The following is a 23,340-nucleotide window of genomic DNA, read 5'->3' on the forward strand; positions in this document are numbered from 1 at the left end:
TTCGTGAATGCCCCGCAGTTTATGGTTCAAGGTTTTTGTTGTGCTGGCCGCCCTCTGGGCGCCGTTTAGTCAGGCCGACACCGGATGGCAGCCGATTCAGGAGACGATCCGCAAAAGCGAAAAAGATACGCGTCAGTATCAGGCGATCCGCCTTGATAACGACATGGTCGTGCTGCTGGTTTCCGATCCGCAGGCGGTGAAATCGCTGTCGGCGCTGGTGGTGCCGGTGGGATCCCTGCAGGATCCGGCAGATCATCAGGGGCTGGCGCATTTTCTGGAACATATGACGCTGATGGGGTCGCAAAAATATCCCCAGCCTGACAGCCTTGCAGAGTTTCTTAAGCTGCACGGCGGCAGCCATAACGCCAGTACCGCGCCCTACCGCACCGCGTTTTATCTTGAAGTGGAAAATGATGCGCTGGACGGGGCCGTAGATCGCCTGGCCGACGCCATCGCCGCGCCGCTGCTGGATAAAAAATATGCCGACCGCGAACGTAACGCGGTCAACGCCGAGCTGACGATGGCCCGGACGCGAGACGGGATGCGCATGGCCCAGGTCAGCGCGGAGACCATCAACCCGGCTCACCCGGCGGCCCACTTCTCGGGTGGCAACCTCGAGACGCTCAGCGATAAGCCCGGCAGCCCGGTGCTTGATGCGCTGCACACCTTCCGCGATAGCTGGTACTCCGCCAATCTGATGAAAGCGGTGATCTACAGCAACAAGCCGTTGCCGGCGCTGGCGCGCATGGCTGCGGACACCTTTGGCCGCGTGCCGAATCGTCAGATCAGCAGGCCGGAAATTACCGTCCCGGTGGTCACGGATGCGCAAAAAGGCATCATTATTCACTATGTGCCGGCGATGCCGCGTAAAGTGCTGCGCGTCGAGTTTCGCATCGACAACAACAGCGATCGCTTCCGCAGCAAAACCGATGAGCTGGTCACCTATCTTATCGGCAACCGCAGCCCGGGCACGCTCTCTGACTGGTTGCAAAAACAGGGTCTGGCGGAAGGTATCCGCGCCGATTCCGATCCGGTGGTAAACGGCAACAGCGGCGTACTGGCGATCTCAGCCACCCTCACCGACAAAGGCCTGGCGCACCGCGATGAAGTGACGGCGGCCATTTTCAGCTACCTCGACCTCCTGCGTACTCAGGGCATCGACAAACGCTATTTCGACGAACTGGCGCATGTGCTGGCGCTCGATTTCCGCTATCCGTCGATCAACCGCGACATGGACTACGTGGAATGGCTGGCGGACACCATGATCCGGGTGCCGGTCGAGCATGCGCTGGACGTGGTGAATATTGCCGACCAGTACGACCCGCAGGCGATCAAAGACCGGCTGGCGATGATGACCCCGCAGAACGCCCGTATCTGGTATATCAGCCCCCAGGAGCCGCATAACAAGACGGCCTACTTTGTCGATGCGCCGTATCAGGTGGATAAGATTAGCGAGCAGACGTTCGCTGACTGGCAGCACAAATCCCAGGCCATCCAGCTGCAGCTGCCGGCGCTCAACCCCTATATTCCGGATGACTTCACCCTTATCAAAAGCGATAAAGCCTGGCCGCATCCGCAGCTGATCCTTGATGAACCGACGCTGCGGGTGGTGTATGCCCCGAGCCAGTATTTTGCCAGCGAGCCGAAGGCGGACATCTCCCTGGTGCTGCGTAACCCTCAGGCGATGGACAGCGCTCGCCGGCAGGTGATGTTTGCCCTCAACGATTATCTCGCCGGCATCGCCCTCGACCAGCTCAGTAACCAGGCGGCGGTCGGCGGCATTTCGTTCTCTACCGGCGCTAATAACGGATTAATGGTCAATGCCAACGGCTATACCCAGCATCTTCCGGCGCTGTTCAGCGATCTGTTGCAGGGATACTTCAGCTATACGCCGACCGAGGAGCAGCTGGAGCAGGCCAAATCCTGGTATGCGCAGATGATGGATTCCGCCGAGAAAGGCAAAGCCTACGATCAGGCGATTATGCCGATCCAGATGGTCTCGCAGGTGCCGTACTTCCAGCGCGAAGTGCGCCGGGCGCTGCTGCCCTCCATTACCCTTAAAGAGGTGCTCGACTACCGCGCCAACCTGAAAACCAGGGGGCGTCCTGAACTGATGGTGATCGGCAATATGACCGCCGATGCCGCCACGACCCTGGCCCGCCAGATCCAGCAGCAGCTGGGCGCCGACGGCAACGAATGGTGCCGTAATAAAGACGTGGTGGTGAACCGGCAGCAGCTGGCGATCTTCAACAAAGCGGGCAACAGCACCGACTCCGCGCTGGCCGCGGTGTTTGCGCCGCCCAACGTGGATGAGTTCAGCAGCACCGCCGCCAGCACCCTGCTGGGGCAGATCATTCAGCCGTGGTTCTACAACCAGCTGCGTACTGAAGAGCAGCTCGGCTACGCGGTCTTTGCCTTCCCGATGAACGTGGGGCGCCAGTGGGGCATGGGCTTCCTGCTGCAGAGTAGCGATAAGCAGCCGGCCTTCCTCTGGCAGCGGTTCCAGGCCTTCTTCCCCACCGCGGAGGCGAAGCTGCGGGCGATGAAGCCGGAAGAGTTTGCCCAGCTCCAGCAGGCGGTGATAAGCCAGATGCTGCAGGCGCCGCAGACGCTGGGCGATGAAGCCTCGAAACTGAGCAAAGATTTCGATCGCGGTAATATGCGTTTTGATTCACGTGATAAAGTAGTGGCTCAGATTAAACTGCTGACGCCGCAAAAACTTGCCGACTTCTTCCATCAGACGGTGGTGGATCCGCAGGGCATGACGATCTTGTCCCAGATTTCCGGTAGCCAGAATGGCAAAGCGGACTATGCCCAGCCGAAAGGCGGCAAAGTGTGGGAAAACGTCAGCGCATTGCAGCAATCCTTACCCCTGATGCGAGAGAATGAATGACCGACACCGCTGAGTCTTTGGATCCCCTGCGCTTGCCCCTGATCGGCGAGCGCCTGATAGAAGCCTCTGCGGGCACCGGAAAAACCTTTACCATCGCCGCGCTGTATCTGCGGCTGCTGTTGGGGCTGGGCGGTGAGGCCGCCTATCCCCGCGCCATCAGCGTTGAAGAACTGCTGGTGGTGACCTTTACCGAGGCGGCGACCGAAGAGCTGCGCGGCCGTATCCGCAGCAACATCCACGAACTGCGCATCGCCTGCCTGCGCGGCGAATCCGACAATCCGCTCTACAGCGCGTTGTTGGCGGAGATCGCCGATAAAGACGACGCCGCGAAGACGCTGCTGCTGGCTGAACGGCAGATGGACGAGGCGGCGGTATTCACCATCCACGGCTTTTGCCAACGGATGCTGAGCCTTAACGCCTTCGAGTCGGGCATGCTGTTCGAGCAACAGCTGATCGAGGATGAATCCCGCCTGCGCTATCAGGCCTGCGCCGATTTCTGGCGCCGCCACTGCTATCCCCTGACCCGCGATATCGCGGCGGTGATCCACGACGTCTGGAAAGGGCCGCGCGATCTGCTGAAGTCCCTTGACCGCTGGCTGCAGGGCGAAGCGCCGCAGCTTAAGTCGCCGCCAGCCCCTAACGAGACGCTGGCCGAACGCCATCAGCAGATCATCGCCCGCATTGACTCGCTCAAGCAGCAGTGGCGCGAGCAGGTGGGCGAGATCGAAGGCGTGCTGGAAAATTCCGGCCTTGACCGGCGGAAGTTTAATCGCGGCAACCAGGGCAAGTGGATGGAGAAAGTGAACGCCTGGGCGCAGGAAGAGACGTTAAGCTACCAGCTGCCCGACGCGCTGGAGAAATTTGCCCAGTCGTTTCTGCTCGAGCGCACCAAAGCCGGTGGCGAACCGCCGGTGCATCCCCTGTTTAGCGCCGTAGAGTCGTTGCTGGCCTCCTCGCTGACGCTCACCGATCTGGTGCTGGCGAGAGCGATGGTCGAGATCCGCGATGCGGTCGCCCGCGAAAAGCGCCGCCGCGGCGAGCTGGGGTTTGACGATATGCTCAGCCGGCTTGACGAGGCGCTGCGCGGCGACAGCGGCGAGACGCTGGCCAGCGCCATTCGCCAGCGTTTTCCGGTGGCGATGATCGATGAATTTCAGGACACCGACCCTCAGCAGTACCGGATTTTTCGCCGCATCTGGCGCCGGCAGCCGGAGACGGCTCTGCTGCTGATCGGCGATCCGAAGCAGGCCATCTACGCCTTTCGCGGCGCCGATATCTTTACCTATATGAAAGCGCGCGGCGACGTTGCCGCGCACTACACCCTCGATACCAACTGGCGCTCCTCGCCGGGCATGGTGGGCAGCGTCAATCGGCTGTTCAGCCTCAGCGATAACCCCTTCATGTTCCACGAGATCCCGTTCCTGCCGGTGAAGGCGGCGGCGAAGAACAAGGGGCTGCGCTTTACCGTTGACGCGGCGGACGTACCGGCGATGAACGTCTGGCTGATGCCCGGCGACACTGTCGGGTCTGGCGATTATCAGACCTTTATGGCGCAGCTCTGCGCCACGCAGATCCGCGACTGGCTGAGCGCCGGTCAGCGGGGGCGCGCGCTGCTGTGGCGCGGGGAAACCTCGCGCCCGGTACAGGCTTCGGATATTACCGTGCTGGTGCGCAACCGGCTGGAGGCGGCGCAGGTGCGTGAAGCGCTGCAGACGCTGGGTATTCCCTCGGTGTACCTCTCCAACCGCGACAGCGTTTTTGAGACGCTGGAGGCCCAGGAGCTGCTCTGGCTATTGCAGGCGGTGCTGGCCCCGGAGCGGGAAAATACCCTGCGCAGCGCGCTGGCGACGTCGATGTTTGGCCTGACCGCGCTGGATATTGAAAACCTGAACCAGGATGAGCAGGCGTGGGACGCGCTGGTGGAAGAGTTCAGCGAATACCGCCAGATTTGGCGGCAGCGCGGAGTGATGCCGATGCTGCGGGCGTTGATGACAGCCCGACATATCGCCGAGAATCTGCTGGCGACACGCGGCGGCGAGCGGCGCTTAACCGACATTCTGCACATCAGCGAACTGCTGCAGGAGGCGGCCAGCCAGCTGGAAAGCGAGCATGCCCTTGTGCGCTGGCTGGCGCAGCATATCGCCGAGCCGGACAGCAACGCCGCCAGCCAGCAGATGCGTCTCGAAAGCGATAAGCACCTGGTGCAAATTGTCACTATTCACAAGTCAAAAGGGCTGGAATACCCCTTGGTCTGGCTGCCGTTTATCGCCCGGTTTCGTAAACAGGACCAGGCGTTTTACCACGATCGCGAGACGTTCGCGGCGGTGCTGGATTTGGGCCAGGATGAGGCCAGCCTCGAGCTGGCGGAGGCGGAACGACTGGCGGAAGATCTGCGCCTGCTGTACGTGGCCCTGACCCGCGCGGTCTGGCACTGCAGCCTCGGCGTGGCGCCGCTCAGCAGCCGGAAATCCGGCAACAGCGATTTCCACCTCAGCGCGCTGGGGCGGCTGCTGCAGGCGGGCGAAGCCATGGACGCCGCCGGGCTGGCCGCGCGGCTGGCAGACTTCTGTCATGGCGATATTGCATTACAGAGACCGGGCGAACTGGATCTCACCCCGTGGCAGGCTCCCGCGGCGACCATCCCGCGATTGTCGGCGCGCGAGCTGCAGCGCCGCATCGCCGACGACTGGCGGGTGACCAGTTACTCCGGACTGCAGCAGCATGGTTTCAGCGGCGGGCAGGATTTGCTGCCGCGTCTGGATGTTGATGCCGCCGGCGTCGGCGAAGTCGTGGAAGAGCCGCAGCTGACTCCGCACCAGTTCCCGCGCGGCGCCGCGCCGGGGACCTTCCTGCACAGCCTGTTTGAGGAGCTGGACTTCACCCAGCCGGTGCCGGAAGGGTGGATGGCGGAGAAGCTGCAGCTGAGCGGGTTTGACGCGCAGTGGGCGCCGGTGCTGACCGACTGGCTGGGCGGCGTGCTGAAGACCCGCCTGCCGGGGCCGGATATCGCGCTCAATCAGCTTGCGGCGCGGGATAAACAGGTGGAGATGGCATTTTACCTGCCCATCGCCCAGCTGCTGACGGCGGAGCGCCTTGACGCGCTTATCCGCCAGTACGATCCCCTCTCTGCCGACACGCCGCCGCTGGATTTCCGCCAGGTGCGTGGCATGCTGAAGGGCTTTATCGATCTGGTCTTCCGCCACGAAGGCCGTTATTACCTGCTGGATTACAAATCCAACTGGCTGGGGGAAGATCGCGAGGCCTACACCCGGCCGGCGATGGAGCAGGCGATGCGTGCCCACCGCTACGATCTACAGTATCAGCTGTATAGCCTGGCGCTGCACCGCTATCTGCGCCACCGGCTGGCCGATTATGACTATGACCGCCACTTCGGCGGCGTGATTTATCTTTTCCTGCGCGGCATGGACGGGCAGGAGGGGGGGCAGGGGATCTTCACCACCCGGCCGGTGCGACCGCTGATTGACGGTCTGGATCAGCTTTTTGCCGGAGAAACTCAGGAGGAGGCCTCATGACTTTCGAACAACTACTACTGGCGGCGGTGGAGCAGCGTCTGCTGCGGCCGCTGGACGTCCAGTTTGCCCTGATGGTGGCGCAAAACGACCCGCCGGCGGTCAAGCTGGCGGCGGCCTTGCTGAGCCGGGATGCCGGCGAGGGGCACGTCTGTCTGCCGCTCTCGCGGTTGAGCGGCGACGAGGCGCTGAGCGGTAAAGCCGGGGAGATCCGCGATCGGCTGCTGGCCGAAGCCGGCGCGCCGGAGGACTGGCCCGCACTGCTGCTCGCTTCGTCGGCGGTGAGCTGCGGCGATGCTCCGGCGCCGATGATTTTGTGCGGCGACCGGCTCTATCTCAACCGGATGTGGCGCAACGAGCTGACCGTCGCCCGCTTCTTCAATGAAGCCAACCGGGTGCTGGAGATGGATGAGGCCCGGCTGGCGTCAACCCTGAATGCCCTGTTCCCTGCCACCGGCGAAACCGACTGGCAAAAAGTGGCCGCGGCGGTGGCGCTGACCCGCCGCATCTCAGTGATCTCCGGCGGTCCCGGGACCGGGAAGACCACCACCGTGGCGAAGCTTCTGGCGGCGCTGATCCAGATCGAAGACAGCCCGCGCTGTCGTATTCGCCTGGCGGCGCCAACCGGGAAAGCGGCGGCGCGTCTGACCGAATCGCTGGGCGCGGCGCTGAGAAAATTGCCGCTGACCGACGCGCAGAAAGCGTTGATTCCCACCGAGGCCAGCACGCTGCATCGTCTGCTGGGCGCCCAGCCAGGCAGCCAGCGGATGCGCTATCACGCCGGCAACCCGCTGCATCTGGACGTGCTGGTGGTGGATGAAGCCTCGATGATCGACCTGCCGATGATGTCGCGGCTTATCGACGCGCTGCCGGCCCACGGGCGGGTGATTTTCCTCGGCGATCGCGACCAGCTGGCCTCCGTAGAAGCGGGGGCGGTGCTGGGGGATATCTGCGCCTGGGCGAGTTCGGGCTATACCGCCGCGCGGGCGCAGGAGCTGACCCGGCTGACCGGTTCGCCGGTGCCGGCGGGCGAGGGGGCTATCGCGGGCGCGCTGAGAGACAGTTTGTGCCTGCTGCAAAAGAGCTATCGCTTCGGTAGTCACTCCGGCATCGGGAGCCTGGCGCGGGCGGTGAACGCTGGCGCGCGCGCGGAGGTGAAGGCCACGCTGCGCCAGCCGTTTGACGATATCGCGCTTCATCCCCTCAGCACGACCGAAGAGTACGAAGCCATGCTCGGCGCGGCTCAGCAGGGCTATGAGCGCTACCTGCAGCTGCGCCGCGAGCGGGCCGAACCGCAGGCCATGCTGGCCGCTTTCAGCGAATTCCAGCTGCTGTGCGCGCTGCGCGAGGGGCCGTACGGCGTGAGCGGCGTCAATGAGCGGCTGGAGCAGCGGCTCAACCGACAGCGGGCGATCGCCCTGCCGCGCCACTCTCGCTGGTATGATGGCCGACCGATCATGATATCGCGCAACGACAGCGCGCTGGGGCTGTTTAACGGCGATATCGGCATCGCCCTGGAGCGCAACGGCGAGCTGCGGGTGTGGTTCCTGATGCCCGACGGCGCCATCAAGTCGGTGCAGCCGAGCCGTCTGCCGGAGCATGATACCGCCTGGGCGATGACCGTGCATAAATCGCAGGGCTCGGAGTTCGAACACGCGGCGCTGATCCTGCCGGCGCGCAGCGTCCCGCTGGTGACCCGCGAACTGGTCTACACGGCGATCACCCGCGCGAAACGGCGGTTGTCGCTCTATGCCGACGAGCAGGTGCTCTCCCAGGCCATTGTGACGCGCACCGAACGGCGCAGCGGCCTGGCGGAGATTTTCGCCGGGCGCGAAGCCCCCTGAGACGCCGGGTCCGGGCGATGGAAAATGCTGCAGCCGTTGCCCGGGCTGGCGGAAAAATCAGTAACTGAAGAACAGAGGGATAAGCCAGAGCGCCGAGATCGAGTTCATGGCGAAAAAGCGGACTGCTGCGCCGCCGGCCAGCGGTGGGGTGGAACAGCGGGCACAAAAAATCACCAGCGAGGAGATGAGAAGATTCATGCCGGACGTCAGGGCCAGCAGAAATAATATCGCGATGGCGGCGCCGAGCGCGGCATAGCCATGCTGATGATGGCGCTGGTTATCCCAGAGGAGCAGTATCATCAGCAACCACGGATAGAGGGCGACCGCGGTGGTAATGAGATTAATATGTCTGACCAGCCAGTTCGGTTTGGGTTCCATTCTTTAAGCGATCCTTACAGGGCGGGTGGCGGCCGCGGCGCCAGTCGACGTCCTGTCGACAGCCAATAGCATATCGGTGAGCCAGCGAGAAAGAAATGGCCTGCGCGGAAACCAGGAATTTCGCCCGCGTGCGTACGCCAGGCTGGCGGGAAGAGGGGCGGGAGACCGGCCGGGGATAAAGCGATAAGCGTCGCGCTATCCCGGGCCGTTAGATAGAGAGGAGAAGGGCTTAAGCGAGGTCGGCCATCAGCACCTTCGACCGGCGCTGATAGTTATACATCTGCTTTTTACTCTCCGGCAGCAGGTCGATATCCACCGGCGTGAAGCCGCGCTCCTGGAACCAGTGGATGCTGCGGGTGGTTAACACGAACAGCTTGCTCAGTCCCATCTGCCTGGCCTGAGCGGCAATACGCTCCAGCAGCACCTCTCCCCGCGACGAGCTCCGGTAATCCGGATGCACCGCCACGCAGGCCATTTCGCCGATCTTCTCTTCCGGGAAAGGATAGAGGGCGGCGCAGGCGATGGTGGTGTTATCGCGCTGAATAATGGTGAATTTGTCGATCTCCATCTCCAGCTGTTCGCGGGAACGGCGTACCAGAATGCCCTGCTGCTCGAGCGGGCTTATCAGCTCAAGAATACCGCCGATATCATTGATGGTCGCCCGACGGATCTGCTCCGCGCTCTCCATGACGATCTGGGTGCCGATGCCGTCGCGTGAAAACAGCTCCTGCAGCAGCGCGCCATTTTCCTGATAGCTGATCAGGTGGCAGCGCCGTACGCCGCTGCGGCAGGCCTTCACCGCCCCGCGCAGGAAGCGCACGGTGCCGGAGTTATAGTCTTCGTCTGCTTCCAGCTCTTCGACGCGGGCTTGCGCCTCATTAGGGAACAGTTCGGAGACAATTTCCCCGGCCTGGTTGTAAACCCCTTGCGACGAACAGAAGCCGATCATTTTCTCCGCCTTCAGCTTGATGGCCAGCTGGGTAGCGATCTCTTCCGAAGTCAGGTTAAAGCTCTCGCCGGTGACCGACACCGCGACCGGCCCCATCAGGACAATGGCGCCGCTGTCGAGCTGACGATGAATCGCCTCTTCGTCAATGCGGCGAATGCGTCCGCTGTGGCAATAATCGACGCCGTCATCGACGCCCAGCGGCTGGGCAATGATAAAGTTGCCGCTGACAACGTTGATATGGGCCCCCTGCAGCGGGGTGTTGTTGAGGCTCATCGACAGACGGGCGGTGATCTCCAGCTGCAGCATCCCCGCCGCCTGCTTAACCAGCTCCAGCGTTTTGGCGTCAGTCACTCGCGTCTGCTTGTGATAGACCGGCTCGTGATGGTGCTCGGCGAGGTTAGCGTCAATCTGCGGGCGGGCGCCATAGACCACCACCAGGCGAATGCCCAGGCTATGCAATAATCCTATGTCATTGACAATATTTGAGAAATTTTCATGCTCAATGGCTTCGCCGCCCAGCATGATGACAAACGTTTTTCCCCGATGGGCATTAATATAGGGAACAGAATGGCGGAATCCTTCTACCAGTTCAGTGCGACGTTCCTTCACCATGACAAACCCTCAATGCATGATTATTCGTAATTATTGTATTTTTATTCTGTTTTGCCGTTAAACGCAAGCCCCAATTTGAGGCTAAGCCGCGAAAAACATGTGACCCGGCGCAGGGTGTCAATGAATGTTTACCCTTTTATAGATGACAGGTTATATGCCTTTCGTTAAAGTTTCTGGTCAATCTGTTTGTTTTGGGTATAAATGTGTTTTTATTGCTTGGGAGTGGCATGTCGGGAAACAACTCTGGATTAAGCCGTCGCCGTTTATTGCAGGGGGCGGGCGCCATGTGGTTAATGAGCGTGAGCCCTGTCGGGCTGGCCGCCGCCGCGCGGGTGGTCGCTGTTCGCGTCTGGCCAGCATCGACCTACACCCGCGTCACGGTGGAATCGAATCATGTGCTGAAATACCGGCAGTTTGCCCTCAGTAATCCGGAACGGGTAGTGGTCGATCTGGAGGGGGTTAACCTGAACTCGGTACTGAAGGGCATGGGGGGGCAGATCCGCGCTGACGATCCCTTTATTAAGTCCGCCCGGGTGGGCCAGTTTGATCCGCAAACCGTGCGCATGGTCTTCGAACTCAAGCAGAACGTTAAGCCGCAGCTGTTTGCCCTCGCGCCGGTGGCCGGCTTTAAAGAGCGTCTGGTGATGGATCTCTACCCCGCCAACGCTACCGATGTTCAGGATCCGCTGCTGGCGCTGCTCGAGGATTACAACAAAGGCGATCTGGAGCGGCAGGTGCCGCCGGCGCAAAGCGGGCCGCAGCCGGGCAAAGCCGGGCGCGACCGGCCGATTGTCATCATGCTCGATCCCGGGCACGGCGGCGAAGACTCCGGCGCCGTGGGGAAGTATCGCACCCGCGAGAAAGATGTGGTGCTACAGATCGCCCGTCGCCTGCGGGCGCTGATCGACAAAGAAGGCAATATGAAGGCCTATATGACCCGCAACGAAGACGTGTTTATCCCGTTGAAAGTGCGTGTCGCCAAGGCGCAGAAGCAGCGCGCCGACCTGTTCGTGTCGATTCACGCCGACGCCTTTACCAGCCGCCAGCCCAGCGGCTCTTCGGTGTTTGCCCTCTCCACCAAGGGGGCCACCAGTACCGCGGCAAAATATCTCGCCCAGACGCAGAACGCCTCGGATCTGATCGGTGGGGTCAGCAAGAGCGGCGACCGCTATGTCGACCACACCATGTTCGATATGGTGCAGTCCCTCACCATCGCCGACAGCCTCAAATTCGGAAAGGCGGTGCTGGAGAAAATGGGCAATATCAATAATTTGCACAAGAATCGGGTAGAGCAGGCGGGCTTTGCGGTACTGAAGGCGCCTGATATCCCCTCCATTCTGGTGGAGACGGCGTTTATCAGTAACGTGGAAGAAGAGCGGAAACTGAAAACGGCCAAATTCCAGCAGGAGGTGGCCGAGTCGATCCTCGCCGGGATTAAAGCCTACTTCGCCGACGGCGCGACGCTGGCCCGCCGCGGATAACCACACAGGAAAGGGACATGGCCTTACTGAAAAGCGCCCATGGCGGCAATATCCGCGAGGCCGCCGCCCTGCTGGGCATAGCCCCCGGCGAGCTGCTGGATTTTAGCGCCAACATCAATCCGCTGGGGATGCCTGCCTCGCTCAGGCAGGCGATCGTTGACAACCCAGGCTGCGCCGAACGCTACCCTGACGTCGAGTATCAACAGCTGCATCAGGCGCTGGCTGCCCACCATCAGCTGCCGGCGGCGCATATCCTCGCCGGCAACGGCGAAACTGAATCGATCTTCACCCTCGTCCACGGCCTTAAGCCGCGGCGGGCGATGATCGTCATTCCCGGTTTCGCGGAGTACCGGCGGGCGCTGCAGACGGTGGACTGCGAGGTGGTGGAGTATGCCCTGCGGGAGCGCGATGGCTGGCAGCTGACCGACGCGATCCTCGATGCCCTGACTCCGGCGCTGGACTGCCTGTTTCTCTGCACCCCGAACAACCCCACCGGCCTGCTGCCGGAGCGGGGCCTGCTGGAAGCCATTGCGCAGCGCTGCCGGGCGCTGAACATCAGCCTGATCCTCGATGAGGCCTTCCTCGACTTTATCCCCGACCAGCCGGGGTTTATTCCTCTGCTGGCGCAGCATCCGCACGTCTGGGTTTTGCGATCGCTGACCAAATTTTATGCCATTCCGGGGCTGCGTCTCGGCTACCTGCTGAACGCTGATGCCCAGGCGGTGGCCCGACTGCGCGCGCGACAAATGCCGTGGTCCATCAACGCCTATGCCGCCCTGGCCGGGGAAATTATTCTCCAGGATCGGGCGTATCAGCGGGCCACCTGGCAGTGGCTGCAGGAGGAGGGAGCGCGTTTCTATGCGCAGCTGCAGGAGATGGCCGGGCTGACCGTGTGGCCCGGGCGTGCTAACTACCTGTTCTTGCGCTGCGACAGAGCCGATTTTGACCTGCAATATGCCCTGCTGCGCCAGCATGTGCTGATCCGCAGCTGCGCCAACTACCCGGGGCTGGATAGCCGCTATTTCCGGGTGGCGATCCGCAGCGCCGAGGAAAACGACCAGCTGCTGGCGGCGTTGCGCCGGGTGCTGGCCTGAGGCCTACTGCAGGATGACGCCCCCGGGCACCATCGCCAACAGATGCTGCTGCGGCCAGTGGGCGGCGATGTCGCTCTCTGCCAGCCGCCATTGCAGAAATTCGACGTCATGCCGACGGCGGTCCAGCAGCAGGCCGACGACGCTGCCGCTGTGCGCCACGTTGAGACCATAGAGCCCTGCGCTTTCCACCAGGTCCAGCAGCGCGTCAAACCCCGGCTTAGGCAACAGCTGCTGGCTGGCAATGGCGCTGATGGTTGCTGCTTCGCCCAGCAGCTGCGGGTTGCCGCAGTGGCAGGCCTGTTGAACTTTCTCCCACGCCAGCTGCAGCCGGGAGGCGTTTGCCAACAGGCCCGGCTCGCGCGGCAGCTGGTGATAGTCGGTGGTGCGCAGCGTCAGCGGGCTCTCCAGCACTAACAGGTCGAGCGCCGGCGGAGGGGGACAGGCGATTTGCGTGGCGGCGGTATTATGGTCGAACAGCGTCAGCTGGCGAAACAGGGTGCTGTCGGTAGGCTCCAGCGCGACGCACAGGCGCGCCAGCGTCGGCTCATCCAGTAGATGGCCCAGATGATTGGCGGTGGCGACGGCGGTGGCAGCGATATCGGCGGTGCTGCTGGCCATCCCTTTGGCCACCGGGATCGTTGAGTGCAGGGTGATGCGGATCTGCTGGCTCAGCGCTGGGGGGTAGCCCCAGTGGGCCAGCAGCTGGTCGACCATCGCCCGCGACAGCGGCCGCTCGTCTTTTCGCGGTACCCCGGTCTCGACCTCGACGGTGCTGTACCAGTCCACCGGACAGGAGACCAGCTTTTCGCTGCCGAGGATCCAGCCCTGGATAAGTTCTCCGCACGAGGCGGGACATTGTGCAACAGCCACGTTTTCACCTTTCCGCTTACCTTCGCCAGGGCGCATAGTGGCATGGCGACCCGCCGGTTACCATGATTCTCCGCAAGAGGAGGCGCGTCGTTTATGCCGACACCGCCAGCTCGCGCGCCTGCGGCAATGCAAGACGCATGACGTCGCGGGCAATCATTAGCTCTTCATTGGTGTTGATCACCGCCACTTTGACCAGCGCATTATCCGCCTGAATAAAGGTCGCGCTCCGCTGGTTTTTCTCGTCGTCCAGCGCGAGGCCGAGAAAATGCAAATTGCGGCAGATCGTCGCCCGCGCCCGGGCGGAATTCTCGCCTATGCCGCCGGTAAAGATCAGCGCGTCCAGACCTCCCATCTGCATGATATAGCTGCCGATAGTCGCGCGAATGCGTTCGGCAAACAGCGACAGCGCCAGAGCCGCTTGTTCGTTGCCGGCGTCAGCTGCCTGTTCGACGTCGCGATAATCAGATGACACACCGGAGACGCCCAGCAGCCCGGATTCATTATTCAGCAGCTGGCTGAGCTGCTGGGCGGATTTCCCTTCTTTCTCCACCAGCCAGGGAAGTATCGACGGGTCGATATCGCCGCTGCGGGTGCCCATCATCACCCCGGACTGGGGAGTAAAGCCCATTGAGGTATTCACCGACTGCCCGCCTTTGATGGCGCAGACGCTACAGCCATTGCCCAGATGGCAGCTTACTACCCGCAGGGCGCTCAGCGGTACGCCCAGCTTTTCCGCCAGCGCGCTGCTGACATAGTGATGGCTGGTACCGTGAAAACCGTAGCGGCGAATGCCCAGCTCGGCGTAATAGCGCCAGGGGAGGGGATAGAGCCAGGCCTCCGGCGCCAGGGTCTGGTGAAAGGCGGTATCAAAAACCGCCACCGCCGGTACCGCGGGTAACAGCTGGCGAAAGAGACGTATGCCCAGCGCATTGACCGGGTTATGCAACGGCGCCAGCTCCGCCAGGCGCTCGATCTCCCGCAGGGTATCGTCGCAGACCAGCGCGGCGTCTTTGAAGCGTTCGCCGCCGTGGGCGACGCGGTGGCCAACGCCGTCGATCTCCTGCAGGCTGCTCAGGATCCCGCGGCCGGTCAGCGCCTCCAGCAGCAGGGTCACTGCCTCATGGTGATCGGCGATGGGCAGCGTCTCCTGCCATTTCTGTGCCGACGTTTTCAGCGTGAAGCGGGCCTCGGGCAGGCCGATACGTTCGATCAACCCCTGACAGAGCAACGCCCCCTGCGGCATGTTAAGCAGCTGAAACTTCAGGGAGGAGCTGCCGGCGTTAATCGCCATGATTTTATAGGTCATTGATATTCCTCTGCATTCAGGCAGGCGAACAGGTCATCAAGCCCGTCGCCGGTTAACGCGCTGGTGATAAAGATATGTCCGGCGCCCGCCGTCTCGAGCCATGTCCGGACCTGTTGCAGACGGGGCGGGGCGGCCAAATCGGCTTTAGTGATCACCCCGATGACCGGGCGGTTCATCGGGGCGGTAAACCCCGGAGAAAAAGGTGACCAGGGCGCATCGGCATTTAGTACCAGCGCGATGACATCGGCCTCGCAGGCGCTGGTGAGCAGTGCACTGTACAGGCAGCGGTTTTCCAGATATTCCCCGGGGGTATCGATGGCGGCCGGCGTCCAGACGATGGCCTGGGTTTTCTGATAGCGCAGGGTTTCGCCACGCAATACCTGGGTCAGCGAGGTTTTGCCGCACTGGCTGGGTCCGATTAGCATCAGGCGTTTCATGGGCTTAGGTCCGGGTAATTGGGCAAGCGGTGAAGCGCATCAGCTCACCGAGGGTGCGGGTGACCTGCCTGAGCGCGTACTCCACGGCGGAGACATCGCCGGTCAACACCACCGCGCCGGTGAAGCGATCGAGAAAACCGATCTCCACCGCGCCGGACTTGGTAGCGATGTCGCAGGCGATAATCGATGCTTCACTGGGGGTAATGGTAAGAATGCCGATGGCGGAGACCGCGTCCGGCAGACCCAGCTTTTTGAACAGATCTTTGCCAGGATTGGCAATGAGATGCGCCAGAGTGACCTGTTTGCCCGGGACATACTCCTGGATCATGCGTTCGGTAGGGGTTTGCGGTTCCATTATCCCTCCATCAGCTGTTGCCACAGCGCATCGTGCGGTCGCGGGATCACTGCCCGGTGAACCAGTAATCCTTTCTCGCCTGCGCTGTCGCTGGCCACCGTGACGGCGTTGTCGACATCGGCGATATCACCCGCCACCACCATGTAGCATTTGCCGCCGATACCAAACGCCATATGGACCCGCACCAGGGTGACGTTGGCCGCTTTCACCGCGTGGTCGGCGGCGCTGATGCACGCCGCCACGCTCCAGGTTTCGACGATCCCCGCCGCCTGCCGCTGCCCGACCACGTTGAGACCGCTGATCGCCGGTAGTACGCTGGGGTGAATGTTGGCCAGCACCAGGCTGTCCACCAGCATCTCCCCAGCGCGCGCGGTGCCGGCGGCGATTGCCTGCTGCACGGCGCCGACGTCGCCGCCGAGCATCAGCAGGAATTTCCCGGGGCAAAGGGTTCTGCAGAGCAGGAGCTGTACGTTCGCGCTTTTCAGCATGACGTCGCCCAGCTCCATCCCCCTGGCGATGCTGGTCAGTTCTAAAATTCCGATAGCCTGGGTCATGATTAACCTCTTACAAGCGTAATGGCCTGCTCCGTGATGGCGGAGACCAGGCCGTCAATACTGGCGTGCACCGGCGCGCCGAGGGCGTCGGCGGGGATATCCGCCAGCACCTGGCCGCGCGTTACCCGCTCTCCCGGCGCGACGCAGGGCACGGCGCTGATGCCGATATGCTGGCGCAGGGGCAGGGTGACGCAGGCCACCTCCGGCTCCACCGCCGTCAGCGGCGCTTCCTGATACCAGGGATCAAGTCCCAGTTTGCTGATGAGCCGCTTGACCGGCACCAGGCGGTGCTTCGCCATCTCGTCCGCCGGACGCAGCGGTCCGTCGTAGCGCAGGTTTTTCGCCCTCAGCTCACGTTTCAGCAGACGGTTGATGCGCATGGGGGAAATACCCACCGGGCAGGCGACGCTCTCGCAAACGTTGCACTCCGAACAGGTCAGGGCGCTGAGCAGCAGCGACGGGGTGGCCGCCTGGCGATAGTTCACCGCCCGCACCAGCAGATGAGGGGAAAGCTCATGGCCGATCAGGTGCCGGGGGCATAAATCTGTGCATAAACGGCACTGTTCACAGACGGTGCGGGCGATGGCGAGCAGCGTTCGTTCATCCTGCCGCCGTCGCTGGATCAATGGATGGTTGCCCGGGAGCACCAGCAGGCCGCCGGTGGTTTTGGTGACCGGTGTCTCGAGGGAGGTAATAAGCGAGCCCATCATCGGACCGCCGTTGATAAACCCCGGATCGTCAACCGTCGCGCCGCCGGCCAGATCCAGCACCTCGCGCAGCGATATACCCAGTGGTACGGCCAGCGTCAGCGGACGGGCGACGGCGCCATTGACGGTCAACGTCCGGCGAGTTACCGGATAGCCCTGTTCCACGGCTCTGGCGATATTGAGCACCGTCTGCACGTTATTGACCACCACGCCGACGCTGACCGGCAGCGCGGCAGGTGGTACGCGGCGTCCCGTCGCCAGCCAGATAGTGAGCACCTCATCCCCGGCCGGATAGACGTCAGGCAGAATATGCAGCCGGGCCCATTCCGGGAGTCGTGGGGTTAATGCCGCAATCGCCGGAGCATATTTCGCCTTCAGGGCAATGATCCCTTCCCGGGCGCCAGTGGCGGTCATCGCGTAACCCAGGCCGCGAATCAGTCGGTCAGCCTGCTGAGCCATCAGCTGTTGGTCAACCTTCAGCATCGGTTCGCATTCGGCGGCGTTCACCAGCACGGTGTCCACCCGGGCCTGCAGTTTGATGTGGGTCGGAAAGCCTGCGCCACCGGCTCCTACGACGCCAGCGGCCCGAACGCGTTCGCGGATCTCCGCTGCATCAATGCTTGATAGTGGCACTATCGCTTCACTCATTGCAGGTTCTCCAGCAGTTGCGCGATGGCCGCGCCATCGACCGGACGCGGGTTGGTGCGCAGGGTGGCGTCGGCCAGCGCGGCCGGCACCATGGCGGGAATTCGCGATAAGAAAAGGGGATACTTTTCCTGCAGCGCGCCCTTGAGGGTGGGAATGGCGCACTGCTGTTTCAGCGTTTCCACCGCGGTAAGCAGCGCCTGGAAAGCCTCCTGTTCGCCAGCTGCGGGCGGGCAGAAGCGGCAGGCCCTGGCCAGGCGTGCATAGCGCTTAGCCGCTCGCGGCTCGCCGGCATTGAAGCGGATCACCGCGGTCAGCAGCAGCGCATTGGCCAGGCCATGGGGGAGGTGAAACTGGCCGCCAAGCTGATGGGCGATCGCATGATTGAGCCCAAGGCCAGCCTGGCTAAAGGCCATACCGGCGAGGGTTGATGCATTGTGCATTTTGCTGCGGGTCGCAATGCAGTCGCCCTGACGAATCGCAACGGGCAGGGCGCGAAACACCAGCCTGGCGGCCTTTTCCGCCAGCGCATCGGTAAAATCGGTGGCCTGCGGCGAGACCCATGCCTCCAGGGCGTGGGTCAGCGCGTCCAGCCCGGTATGGGCTGTGATGGTGGGCGGTACGCTAACCACCAGCGTCGGGTCGATGATCGCCATGTCGGGACAGAGCGCCTCATGGAACAGCGGGTACTTGATCCCTTTTTCCGGGTCGCTGATGACGCAGGCGCTGGTCACTTCCGAACCGGTACCGCTGGTGGTGGGGATCGCCACGCAGGTGTCAACAGGCAGACCGCCCTGCTGGCTGAACCAGACGATAGCCTTGGCGGCATCCATCGCCGAGCCGCCGCCGAAGCCGATCACCACCTGCGGACGCAGGGCCTGCATCTGCGCTATCCCTTTCGCCACGGTGTGAATGGTCGGATCCGGTGTAATATCGCTGAACACGCTGACGCGGTTGCTGGCGGGCAGCGCGGCGCGCAGTCGGTCAAGCAGCGGCGAGCGCGCCAGGAAGCCGTCGCAGACGATCCAGATGTGCTGATGGCTAAAGCGCTGCAGCGCGGCCAGGCTGCCCGGGCCGCTGTAGAGGCGCGTTTGCAGAGAAAAGGTATGCATGGCGCCCCCGGTTAGCGAATGGAAAAACCGTTGGTCAACACGCAGCGCCGCAGGCGGGCGAACGTCCGCGCGGAGGTGGTGCCTTCTCCGGTTGGCGTGGCGATGGTGAAGGTGGTAAACCCTTCGCCGCCGACGCCGATTCCCGCGTAAGACGGGCCATTTTTGACAAAAATGGAGGTCTGCAGCGTGCGTGCCGCCAGATTGAGCCGCGAGACATTCTGCGAGTGCATAATGGCGGTGTGGTGCAGACCCTCCTCAACGCGCAGGGCCAGCGCCAGGGCGCTGTCAAAGTCGGCGACCCTGACGATCGGCAGCACCGGCATCAGCTGCTCGCAGGTCACCCAGGGGTCGTTCGCCTCCACCTCGGCTATCAGCAGGCGAGGGGGGCGAGGCGGAACGGCGAGACCCGCCGCCGCCAGCAGCGCAGCCGGGCTTTTACCGACCAGTTTTTTATTCGCCGCGCCGTCGGGCAGGCAGACGGCACGCAGGGTATCGGCCTCCTGTCGGCTCAACAGCAGCGCGTCAAAATCCTGCATCTGCTGGATCAGGCGGTCAGCGACGGAGGCGACGACGATCAGGCTTTTTTCGGCGATACAGGGCAGGTTGTAATCGAAGGCGGCGCCGCTGATAATATCTTCGGCGGCTTTGACGAGATCGGCGGTTTCATCAACGATGCACGGCGGATTGCCGGCGCCAGCGCCGATCACTTTTTTACCGCTTTTCATGCCCATCGCCACAATGCCAGGGCCGCCGGTGATAGCCAGAACGGCAATCAGCGGGTGGGACATCATTTGCTGGGTGGCTTCAAAGGTCGGCTCGGCAACGGTCACCACCAGGTTACGGATCCCGCTGCAGCGGTAGGCGATCTCTTCGATCCTGGCGATAAGCTTCAACGAGACCTTTTTCGCGCCGGGATGGGGGCTGAAATAGACGCTGTTACCCGCCGCCAGCATGCTGATACTGTTGTTGATAATGGTTTCCGTTGGGTTGGTGCTGGGCGCCACGGCGCCAATAACCCCGAACGGCGAGTACTCAAACAGCACCATCCCGCCATCGCCGGTGAGGGCGCTGGTAGTGAGATCCTCTATGCCCGGCGTGTTTTCAAGAGCGGCTTTATTTTTCAGATATTTATCTTCTTTGTTGCCCATGCCGGTTTCCGTGGCGCTCTCTTCCGCCAGCGTCGCCAGCTCGGGGGCCAGCGTCTCCCGCAGGGCGCTGATAATGGCGCTGCGGGTTTTTAGCGGACACTGCTGATAGCGGAGAAAAGCCTGATGAGCGGCGTCGATGGCGCTGCCGACATCGCAGAAAATGCCCTGCTCTTGCTGAGGGGCAGGGGGCGTCGGCGCGAGCTTTTCACTGAGGATGGTGCGGATAAGGGTTTCCAGTTCTGCTGTATTCATTGATGAGTTCTCACGTTAATGGCCGCCATGGCAGCCTGTGCAATAGCCATATCCTGCTCGACGCTGCCGCCGCTAATGCCGAGGCCGGCTATTAGCTGGCCATCGCGCCACAGCGGATATCCGCCGCCAAAGGTGACAACTTTGCCCTGCAGATGGCTCTCCAGACCGTACAGCGCAGCGCCTGGCTGTACGGTCGTCGCGAGCTCGTGGGTGGCGGTTTTCATGGCGACGGCGGTCCAGGCTTTTTTCGGCGCCAGCTCGCTGCTGACCAGCAGCGCATCGGGCATTCGCCAGGTCACGGTTTCGGTGCCGTGTGCGTCAACGATGCTGATCACCACCGGCACCTGCAGCTGGCGGGCGTGTTCAATGGCCTGACGGATGAGCTGATGCAGCTCGTGAAAGGAGAGCGACCCGGCCTGGGCTTTGGGCGCGTCGGGCGCAGGCGACCTGCTGGCGGCCAGATAGCGGGCCGCGATCTCCGTCACAAGGCGGCGCTGGTGAGCGGCATGATCCTCGCTGCGCGCCAGGGCATACAGGCAGTCAGATAAGCGGTTCAGATAACGCAGCAGTATCTGACGGATAGTAACCTCTGCCCCCAGCTCGACCAGCCGGCGCTCCGCCCGTCTGGCAACGGTGCGGGCCAGGTGCAGACGGCTGGCGGCTTCACAGCGTCCGGGCAATACAAACTGGTGCAGCGCCGGCACGCGGGCCATCTCGCGATCGATGGTCTGCTCCAGCAGGGCAATCTCTTCGCTGCTGATATAGCGCTTACCCGGTGATGGCTGTTCGCTGTCGCTGGCGAGCTCCGCGCTGAACCAAAAAATGTGCTGCTGCAGGGCTTCGAGCAGGGTGCGCTGTTCCTCTTCAGCGACGGCGCAGACGCACAGGCTCAGCATGGCGTTCAGTTCATCCAGGGTGCCGTAGGCTTCGACGCGCGGATGCGTCTTGCTGACCCGCTGGCCGGTAAAGAGTGATGTACTGCCGGCATCGCCGGTTCGGGTATAGATAGCCACAGGCGCCCCCTTAGCGTGAAAGTGAGTCAATAATGCCCACGACGGCAAGATCGATGGCCTCATTCGGGCCGCTGAAAACGTGGCGTGCGCTCGAGCCGCTGCAGAGCAGCACCAGCTCGCCGACGCCAGCGCCAACCGAATCTACCGCCACTTCATCGCCGCTCGTGGGGAGAATCGGACGATCGTCGTCCGCGCTTACCCGGCGCACCAGCAGCAGTTTTTTGCCGTTCAGAGAGGGCGATTTTTGCGTCGAGACGACGGCGCCGGTCACGCGTGCCAGATGCATAGTTCACTCCTGCTTAATCAATTGAACATGCCGCGCGACGGCCGCTTCGCGGGCGAGGGCGGTGATAATGGGGCGGCGGCGCAGCACCAGATAGCCGCCACTGAAATGGGCTACGTCGGCATAGGTGAGCACCGACTCGGCGTGAAGCCTGACGGGCTGGCCAAGCGGATCGCTGAACGTCAGCGGCAAGCGGGCGAGTTTTTTTACCGCCAGCGCGGGGAGCAGGGCGGGAAGCAGCGTTAGCTGTACCCGAACGCCCCAGGCCATCGCCTCATGCAGTGCGCAACCGGCTGCCGCCAGCGCACGCTGGCCGGCAAGCTGCTCCAGCAGCGGTAAATCCACCTGCACGATGCGCAGCGAAGCGTGCTGGCACAGCAGGCTGCGGATATCCGCTTCGCCGAGCTGGGCCACGCTGAGCGTGGCCGTGCTGAGGGCGCGACGGCGCAGACGGGCGGCGACCTCTTCGACGATACGCTGCAGCATCGCGTGGTTCATGGCTTCGTCACCAGCGTTGCCCAGGCTTGCGCAGCGTCAGCGCCTGCCGCATTAGCCTCGTCAGTATCGATGTGCATCTCAAGACGCATATCCGGGGCAACGCGGACCGCCACGTTGTCGAAGATAAGCCGCCTGTCGCTGCCTTCGATCGCCACCGCGACGCTCTCGCCATGGGAGACGCGCAGGATCAACGCATCAAGTGGCGACATATGAATATGTCGCTGGGCAACAATCGTCCCGCCGCTCAACTCCAGTTCGGCAAAGGGGCTTATCAGGCGGATCCCCGGCGTGCCCTGCAGATTGCCGGACATGCGCAGCGGCGCGGCGATACCGAGGATCCGGGCGTCGGTGCGTGAGATTTCCACCTGGCTGGTCTGGCGCAAAGGGCCGAGCAGGCGCACGTTGTTTAATCGCCCTTTGGGGCCAACCAGGGTCACCGTCTGCTCTGCAGCATATTGTCCCGGCTGCAGCAGCGCTTTTTTCGGCTGGATGGGCTGCGCGGGAAAAAGCCTGGCATAGTCAGCCGCCGCTAAATGGATATGGCGACTGGAGATACCGATTGGAATGGGACGCTGGCGCATCTCATCCAGCACTTTGTTGACTGTCGAAGCCAGCTGTTGTTTATCCATTACGCGTCACCTCGTTTACCGGCGTGCAGGCACTGCGAGCGGGGATCGCCTTTTTGTCGTGGGCAGTGTGGGTCCAGGCACAGGTTGCAGGTCACCCGCTCCGTAGAGTGGGAGGGGGCGTCTGTGAGGGCCGTGTTCTCCTCCGTCACGGCGACGTCAGGCGCTGGTGAAGGCGCCTGGACGCGGGCCGGCAGCAGGCCTTCCCCGGGCCTGGCGATAACCTTCTGCGCTACCAGCCCCTGCTGCCGTTCGGCGAGTTCGGCCCCGGTCATCACCGCCGCCTGGACAGAGGCCACATCACCGGCGATCTTCACCACCATCCAGCCGGAACCGTTGGTCTTTTCCAGGGCGAGCAGCGTGATGGCGGCCGCTTTCGCCATAGCGTCGGCGCAGGTGATGGCCAGGGCCAGACCGCTGACCTCAAGTAATCCCAGTGATTGCTTCACGCGGTGCTCCTTTTTTGAGGGTCAGACAGATTTCGGCAGAATGGCCTCAACATCGCTATGCGGGCGCGGGATCACATGGCTGGACTTGACCTCGCCGACCACGCTGGCCGCCGCGCTGCCGGCGTCAACGGCGGCTTTGACCGCGCCGACGTCTCCGCGGACCATCACGGTAATCAGCCCGGAGCCAATTTTTTCGTAACCAATCAACTGCACGTTGGCGGATTTCACCATTGCATCAGCGGCTTCAATGGCGCCAACCAGGCCTTTCGTTTCAACCAGTCCTAGTGCGTTATTCATACTGCGT

At 62.7% G+C, this 23,340-nt stretch carries 21 protein-coding genes; 5 read left to right on the top strand and 16 right to left on the bottom strand.

Annotation, left to right across the window (positions count from 1 at the left end):
* Positions 1-7 precede the first annotated feature (7 nt).
* Genes ptrA through recD form a run of 3 tightly spaced genes read left to right on the top strand, consistent with a single transcriptional unit; the run spans position 8 to position 8,267 of the window.
* Entirely contained in the window at positions 8-2,893 is a 2,886-nt protein-coding gene (ptrA, locus tag DR88_RS08565) for a pitrilysin (protein ID WP_004181181.1), read from the top strand.
* Positions 2,890-6,426: an exodeoxyribonuclease V subunit beta gene (gene recB / locus DR88_RS08560; RefSeq protein WP_004149618.1), complete on the top strand. Its 3,537-nt coding sequence runs from the start codon at positions 2,890-2,892 to the stop codon at positions 6,424-6,426. The genes ptrA and recB overlap by 4 nt, the downstream gene beginning before the upstream one ends.
* Entirely contained in the window at positions 6,423-8,267 is a 1,845-nt protein-coding gene (gene recD, locus DR88_RS08555) for an exodeoxyribonuclease V subunit alpha (protein ID WP_004149617.1), read from the top strand. The genes recB and recD overlap by 4 nt, the downstream gene beginning before the upstream one ends.
* Before the next feature lie 57 nt (positions 8,268-8,324).
* Here recD and DR88_RS08550 read toward each other — a convergent pair whose 3' ends face one another.
* Together DR88_RS08550 and argA are read right to left on the bottom strand one after the other, a co-directional pair.
* Positions 8,325-8,645, bottom strand: coding sequence for a hypothetical protein (locus tag DR88_RS08550; protein ID WP_004185486.1), 321 nt, complete (start codon positions 8,643-8,645; stop codon positions 8,325-8,327).
* Positions 8,646-8,874: 229 nt separating this feature from the next.
* Complete coding sequence (gene argA / locus DR88_RS08545; protein ID WP_004149616.1) at positions 8,875-10,206, bottom strand: amino-acid N-acetyltransferase; 1,332 nt, start codon at positions 10,204-10,206, stop codon at positions 8,875-8,877.
* Positions 10,207-10,433: 227 nt separating this feature from the next.
* Here argA and amiC point away from each other — a divergent pair, with 227 nt between their 5' ends.
* Both amiC and cobD read left to right on the top strand, forming a co-directional pair.
* Positions 10,434-11,687, top strand: a complete 1,254-nt coding sequence (amiC, locus tag DR88_RS08540; protein ID WP_004174538.1) for an N-acetylmuramoyl-L-alanine amidase AmiC — start codon at positions 10,434-10,436, stop codon at positions 11,685-11,687.
* 17 nt (positions 11,688-11,704) lie between these two features.
* Positions 11,705-12,781, top strand: coding sequence for a threonine-phosphate decarboxylase CobD (gene cobD, locus DR88_RS08535; RefSeq protein ID WP_004143954.1), 1,077 nt, complete (start codon positions 11,705-11,707; stop codon positions 12,779-12,781).
* Between the two features lie 3 nt (positions 12,782-12,784).
* Here cobD and DR88_RS08530 read toward each other — a convergent pair whose 3' ends face one another.
* The 14 genes from DR88_RS08530 to pduJ form a co-directional block, all read right to left on the bottom strand.
* On the bottom strand, positions 12,785-13,651 hold the full coding sequence (locus DR88_RS08530) for a GHMP family kinase ATP-binding protein (protein WP_032437314.1): 867 nt from the start codon (positions 13,649-13,651) through the stop codon (positions 12,785-12,787).
* Positions 13,652-13,742: 91 nt separating this feature from the next.
* The gene (locus tag DR88_RS08525) at positions 13,743-14,957 is read right to left on the bottom strand and encodes an acetate/propionate family kinase (RefSeq protein WP_004149614.1); all 1,215 of its coding nucleotides are present in this window, start codon (positions 14,955-14,957) and stop codon (positions 13,743-13,745) included.
* Positions 14,954-15,394: a propanediol utilization protein PduV gene (gene pduV, locus DR88_RS08520; protein WP_002915858.1), complete on the bottom strand. Its 441-nt coding sequence runs from the start codon at positions 15,392-15,394 to the stop codon at positions 14,954-14,956. The genes DR88_RS08525 and pduV overlap by 4 nt, the downstream gene beginning before the upstream one ends.
* A 4-nt stretch (positions 15,395-15,398) precedes the next feature.
* On the bottom strand, positions 15,399-15,749 hold the full coding sequence (gene pduU / locus DR88_RS08515) for a propanediol utilization microcompartment protein PduU (protein WP_002915850.1): 351 nt from the start codon (positions 15,747-15,749) through the stop codon (positions 15,399-15,401).
* Positions 15,749-16,303 (bottom strand): propanediol utilization microcompartment protein PduT, encoded by a 555-nt coding sequence (pduT, locus tag DR88_RS08510; protein ID WP_004181171.1) that lies wholly within the window; start codon positions 16,301-16,303, stop codon positions 15,749-15,751. The genes pduU and pduT overlap by 1 nt, the downstream gene beginning before the upstream one ends.
* 2 nt (positions 16,304-16,305) lie before the next feature.
* Positions 16,306-17,658 carry a 4Fe-4S dicluster domain-containing protein gene (locus DR88_RS08505; protein ID WP_004149613.1) on the bottom strand — a complete coding sequence of 451 codons (1,353 nt, stop codon included), beginning with the start codon at positions 17,656-17,658 and terminating at the stop codon, positions 16,306-16,308.
* A complete protein-coding gene (gene pduQ, locus DR88_RS08500) occupies positions 17,655-18,767 on the bottom strand; it encodes a 1-propanol dehydrogenase PduQ (protein ID WP_004149612.1) in 1,113 nt (370 codons plus the stop codon). The genes DR88_RS08505 and pduQ overlap by 4 nt, the downstream gene beginning before the upstream one ends.
* 11 nt (positions 18,768-18,778) lie before the next feature.
* Positions 18,779-20,167 carry a CoA-acylating propionaldehyde dehydrogenase PduP gene (pduP, locus tag DR88_RS08495; protein ID WP_004143947.1) on the bottom strand — a complete coding sequence of 463 codons (1,389 nt, stop codon included), beginning with the start codon at positions 20,165-20,167 and terminating at the stop codon, positions 18,779-18,781.
* Positions 20,164-21,180, bottom strand: coding sequence for a two-domain cob(I)yrinic acid a,c-diamide adenosyltransferase PduO (gene pduO, locus DR88_RS08490; protein WP_023158846.1), 1,017 nt, complete (start codon positions 21,178-21,180; stop codon positions 20,164-20,166). The genes pduP and pduO overlap by 4 nt, the downstream gene beginning before the upstream one ends.
* A gap of 10 nt (positions 21,181-21,190) precedes the next feature.
* A complete protein-coding gene (locus DR88_RS08485) occupies positions 21,191-21,466 on the bottom strand; it encodes a EutN/CcmL family microcompartment protein (RefSeq protein ID WP_023301264.1) in 276 nt (91 codons plus the stop codon).
* A 3-nt stretch (positions 21,467-21,469) separates the two neighbouring features.
* Positions 21,470-21,961, bottom strand: coding sequence for a microcompartment protein PduM (pduM, locus tag DR88_RS08480; protein WP_025862038.1), 492 nt, complete (start codon positions 21,959-21,961; stop codon positions 21,470-21,472).
* Positions 21,958-22,590, bottom strand: coding sequence for a phosphate propanoyltransferase (locus DR88_RS08475; RefSeq protein WP_025862037.1), 633 nt, complete (start codon positions 22,588-22,590; stop codon positions 21,958-21,960). Before DR88_RS08475 ends, pduM begins: the two co-directional genes overlap by 4 nt.
* Complete coding sequence (locus DR88_RS08470; protein ID WP_002915808.1) at positions 22,590-23,036, bottom strand: BMC domain-containing protein; 447 nt, start codon at positions 23,034-23,036, stop codon at positions 22,590-22,592. The genes DR88_RS08475 and DR88_RS08470 overlap by 1 nt, the downstream gene beginning before the upstream one ends.
* 21 nt (positions 23,037-23,057) lie before the next feature.
* Positions 23,058-23,333, bottom strand: coding sequence for a propanediol utilization microcompartment protein PduJ (pduJ, locus tag DR88_RS08465; protein WP_002915806.1), 276 nt, complete (start codon positions 23,331-23,333; stop codon positions 23,058-23,060).
* Positions 23,334-23,340 lie beyond the last annotated feature (7 nt).

The sequence above is a fragment of the Klebsiella pneumoniae genome (assembly GCF_000742135.1).
GTDB classification, from domain to species: domain Bacteria; phylum Pseudomonadota; class Gammaproteobacteria; order Enterobacterales; family Enterobacteriaceae; genus Klebsiella; species Klebsiella pneumoniae.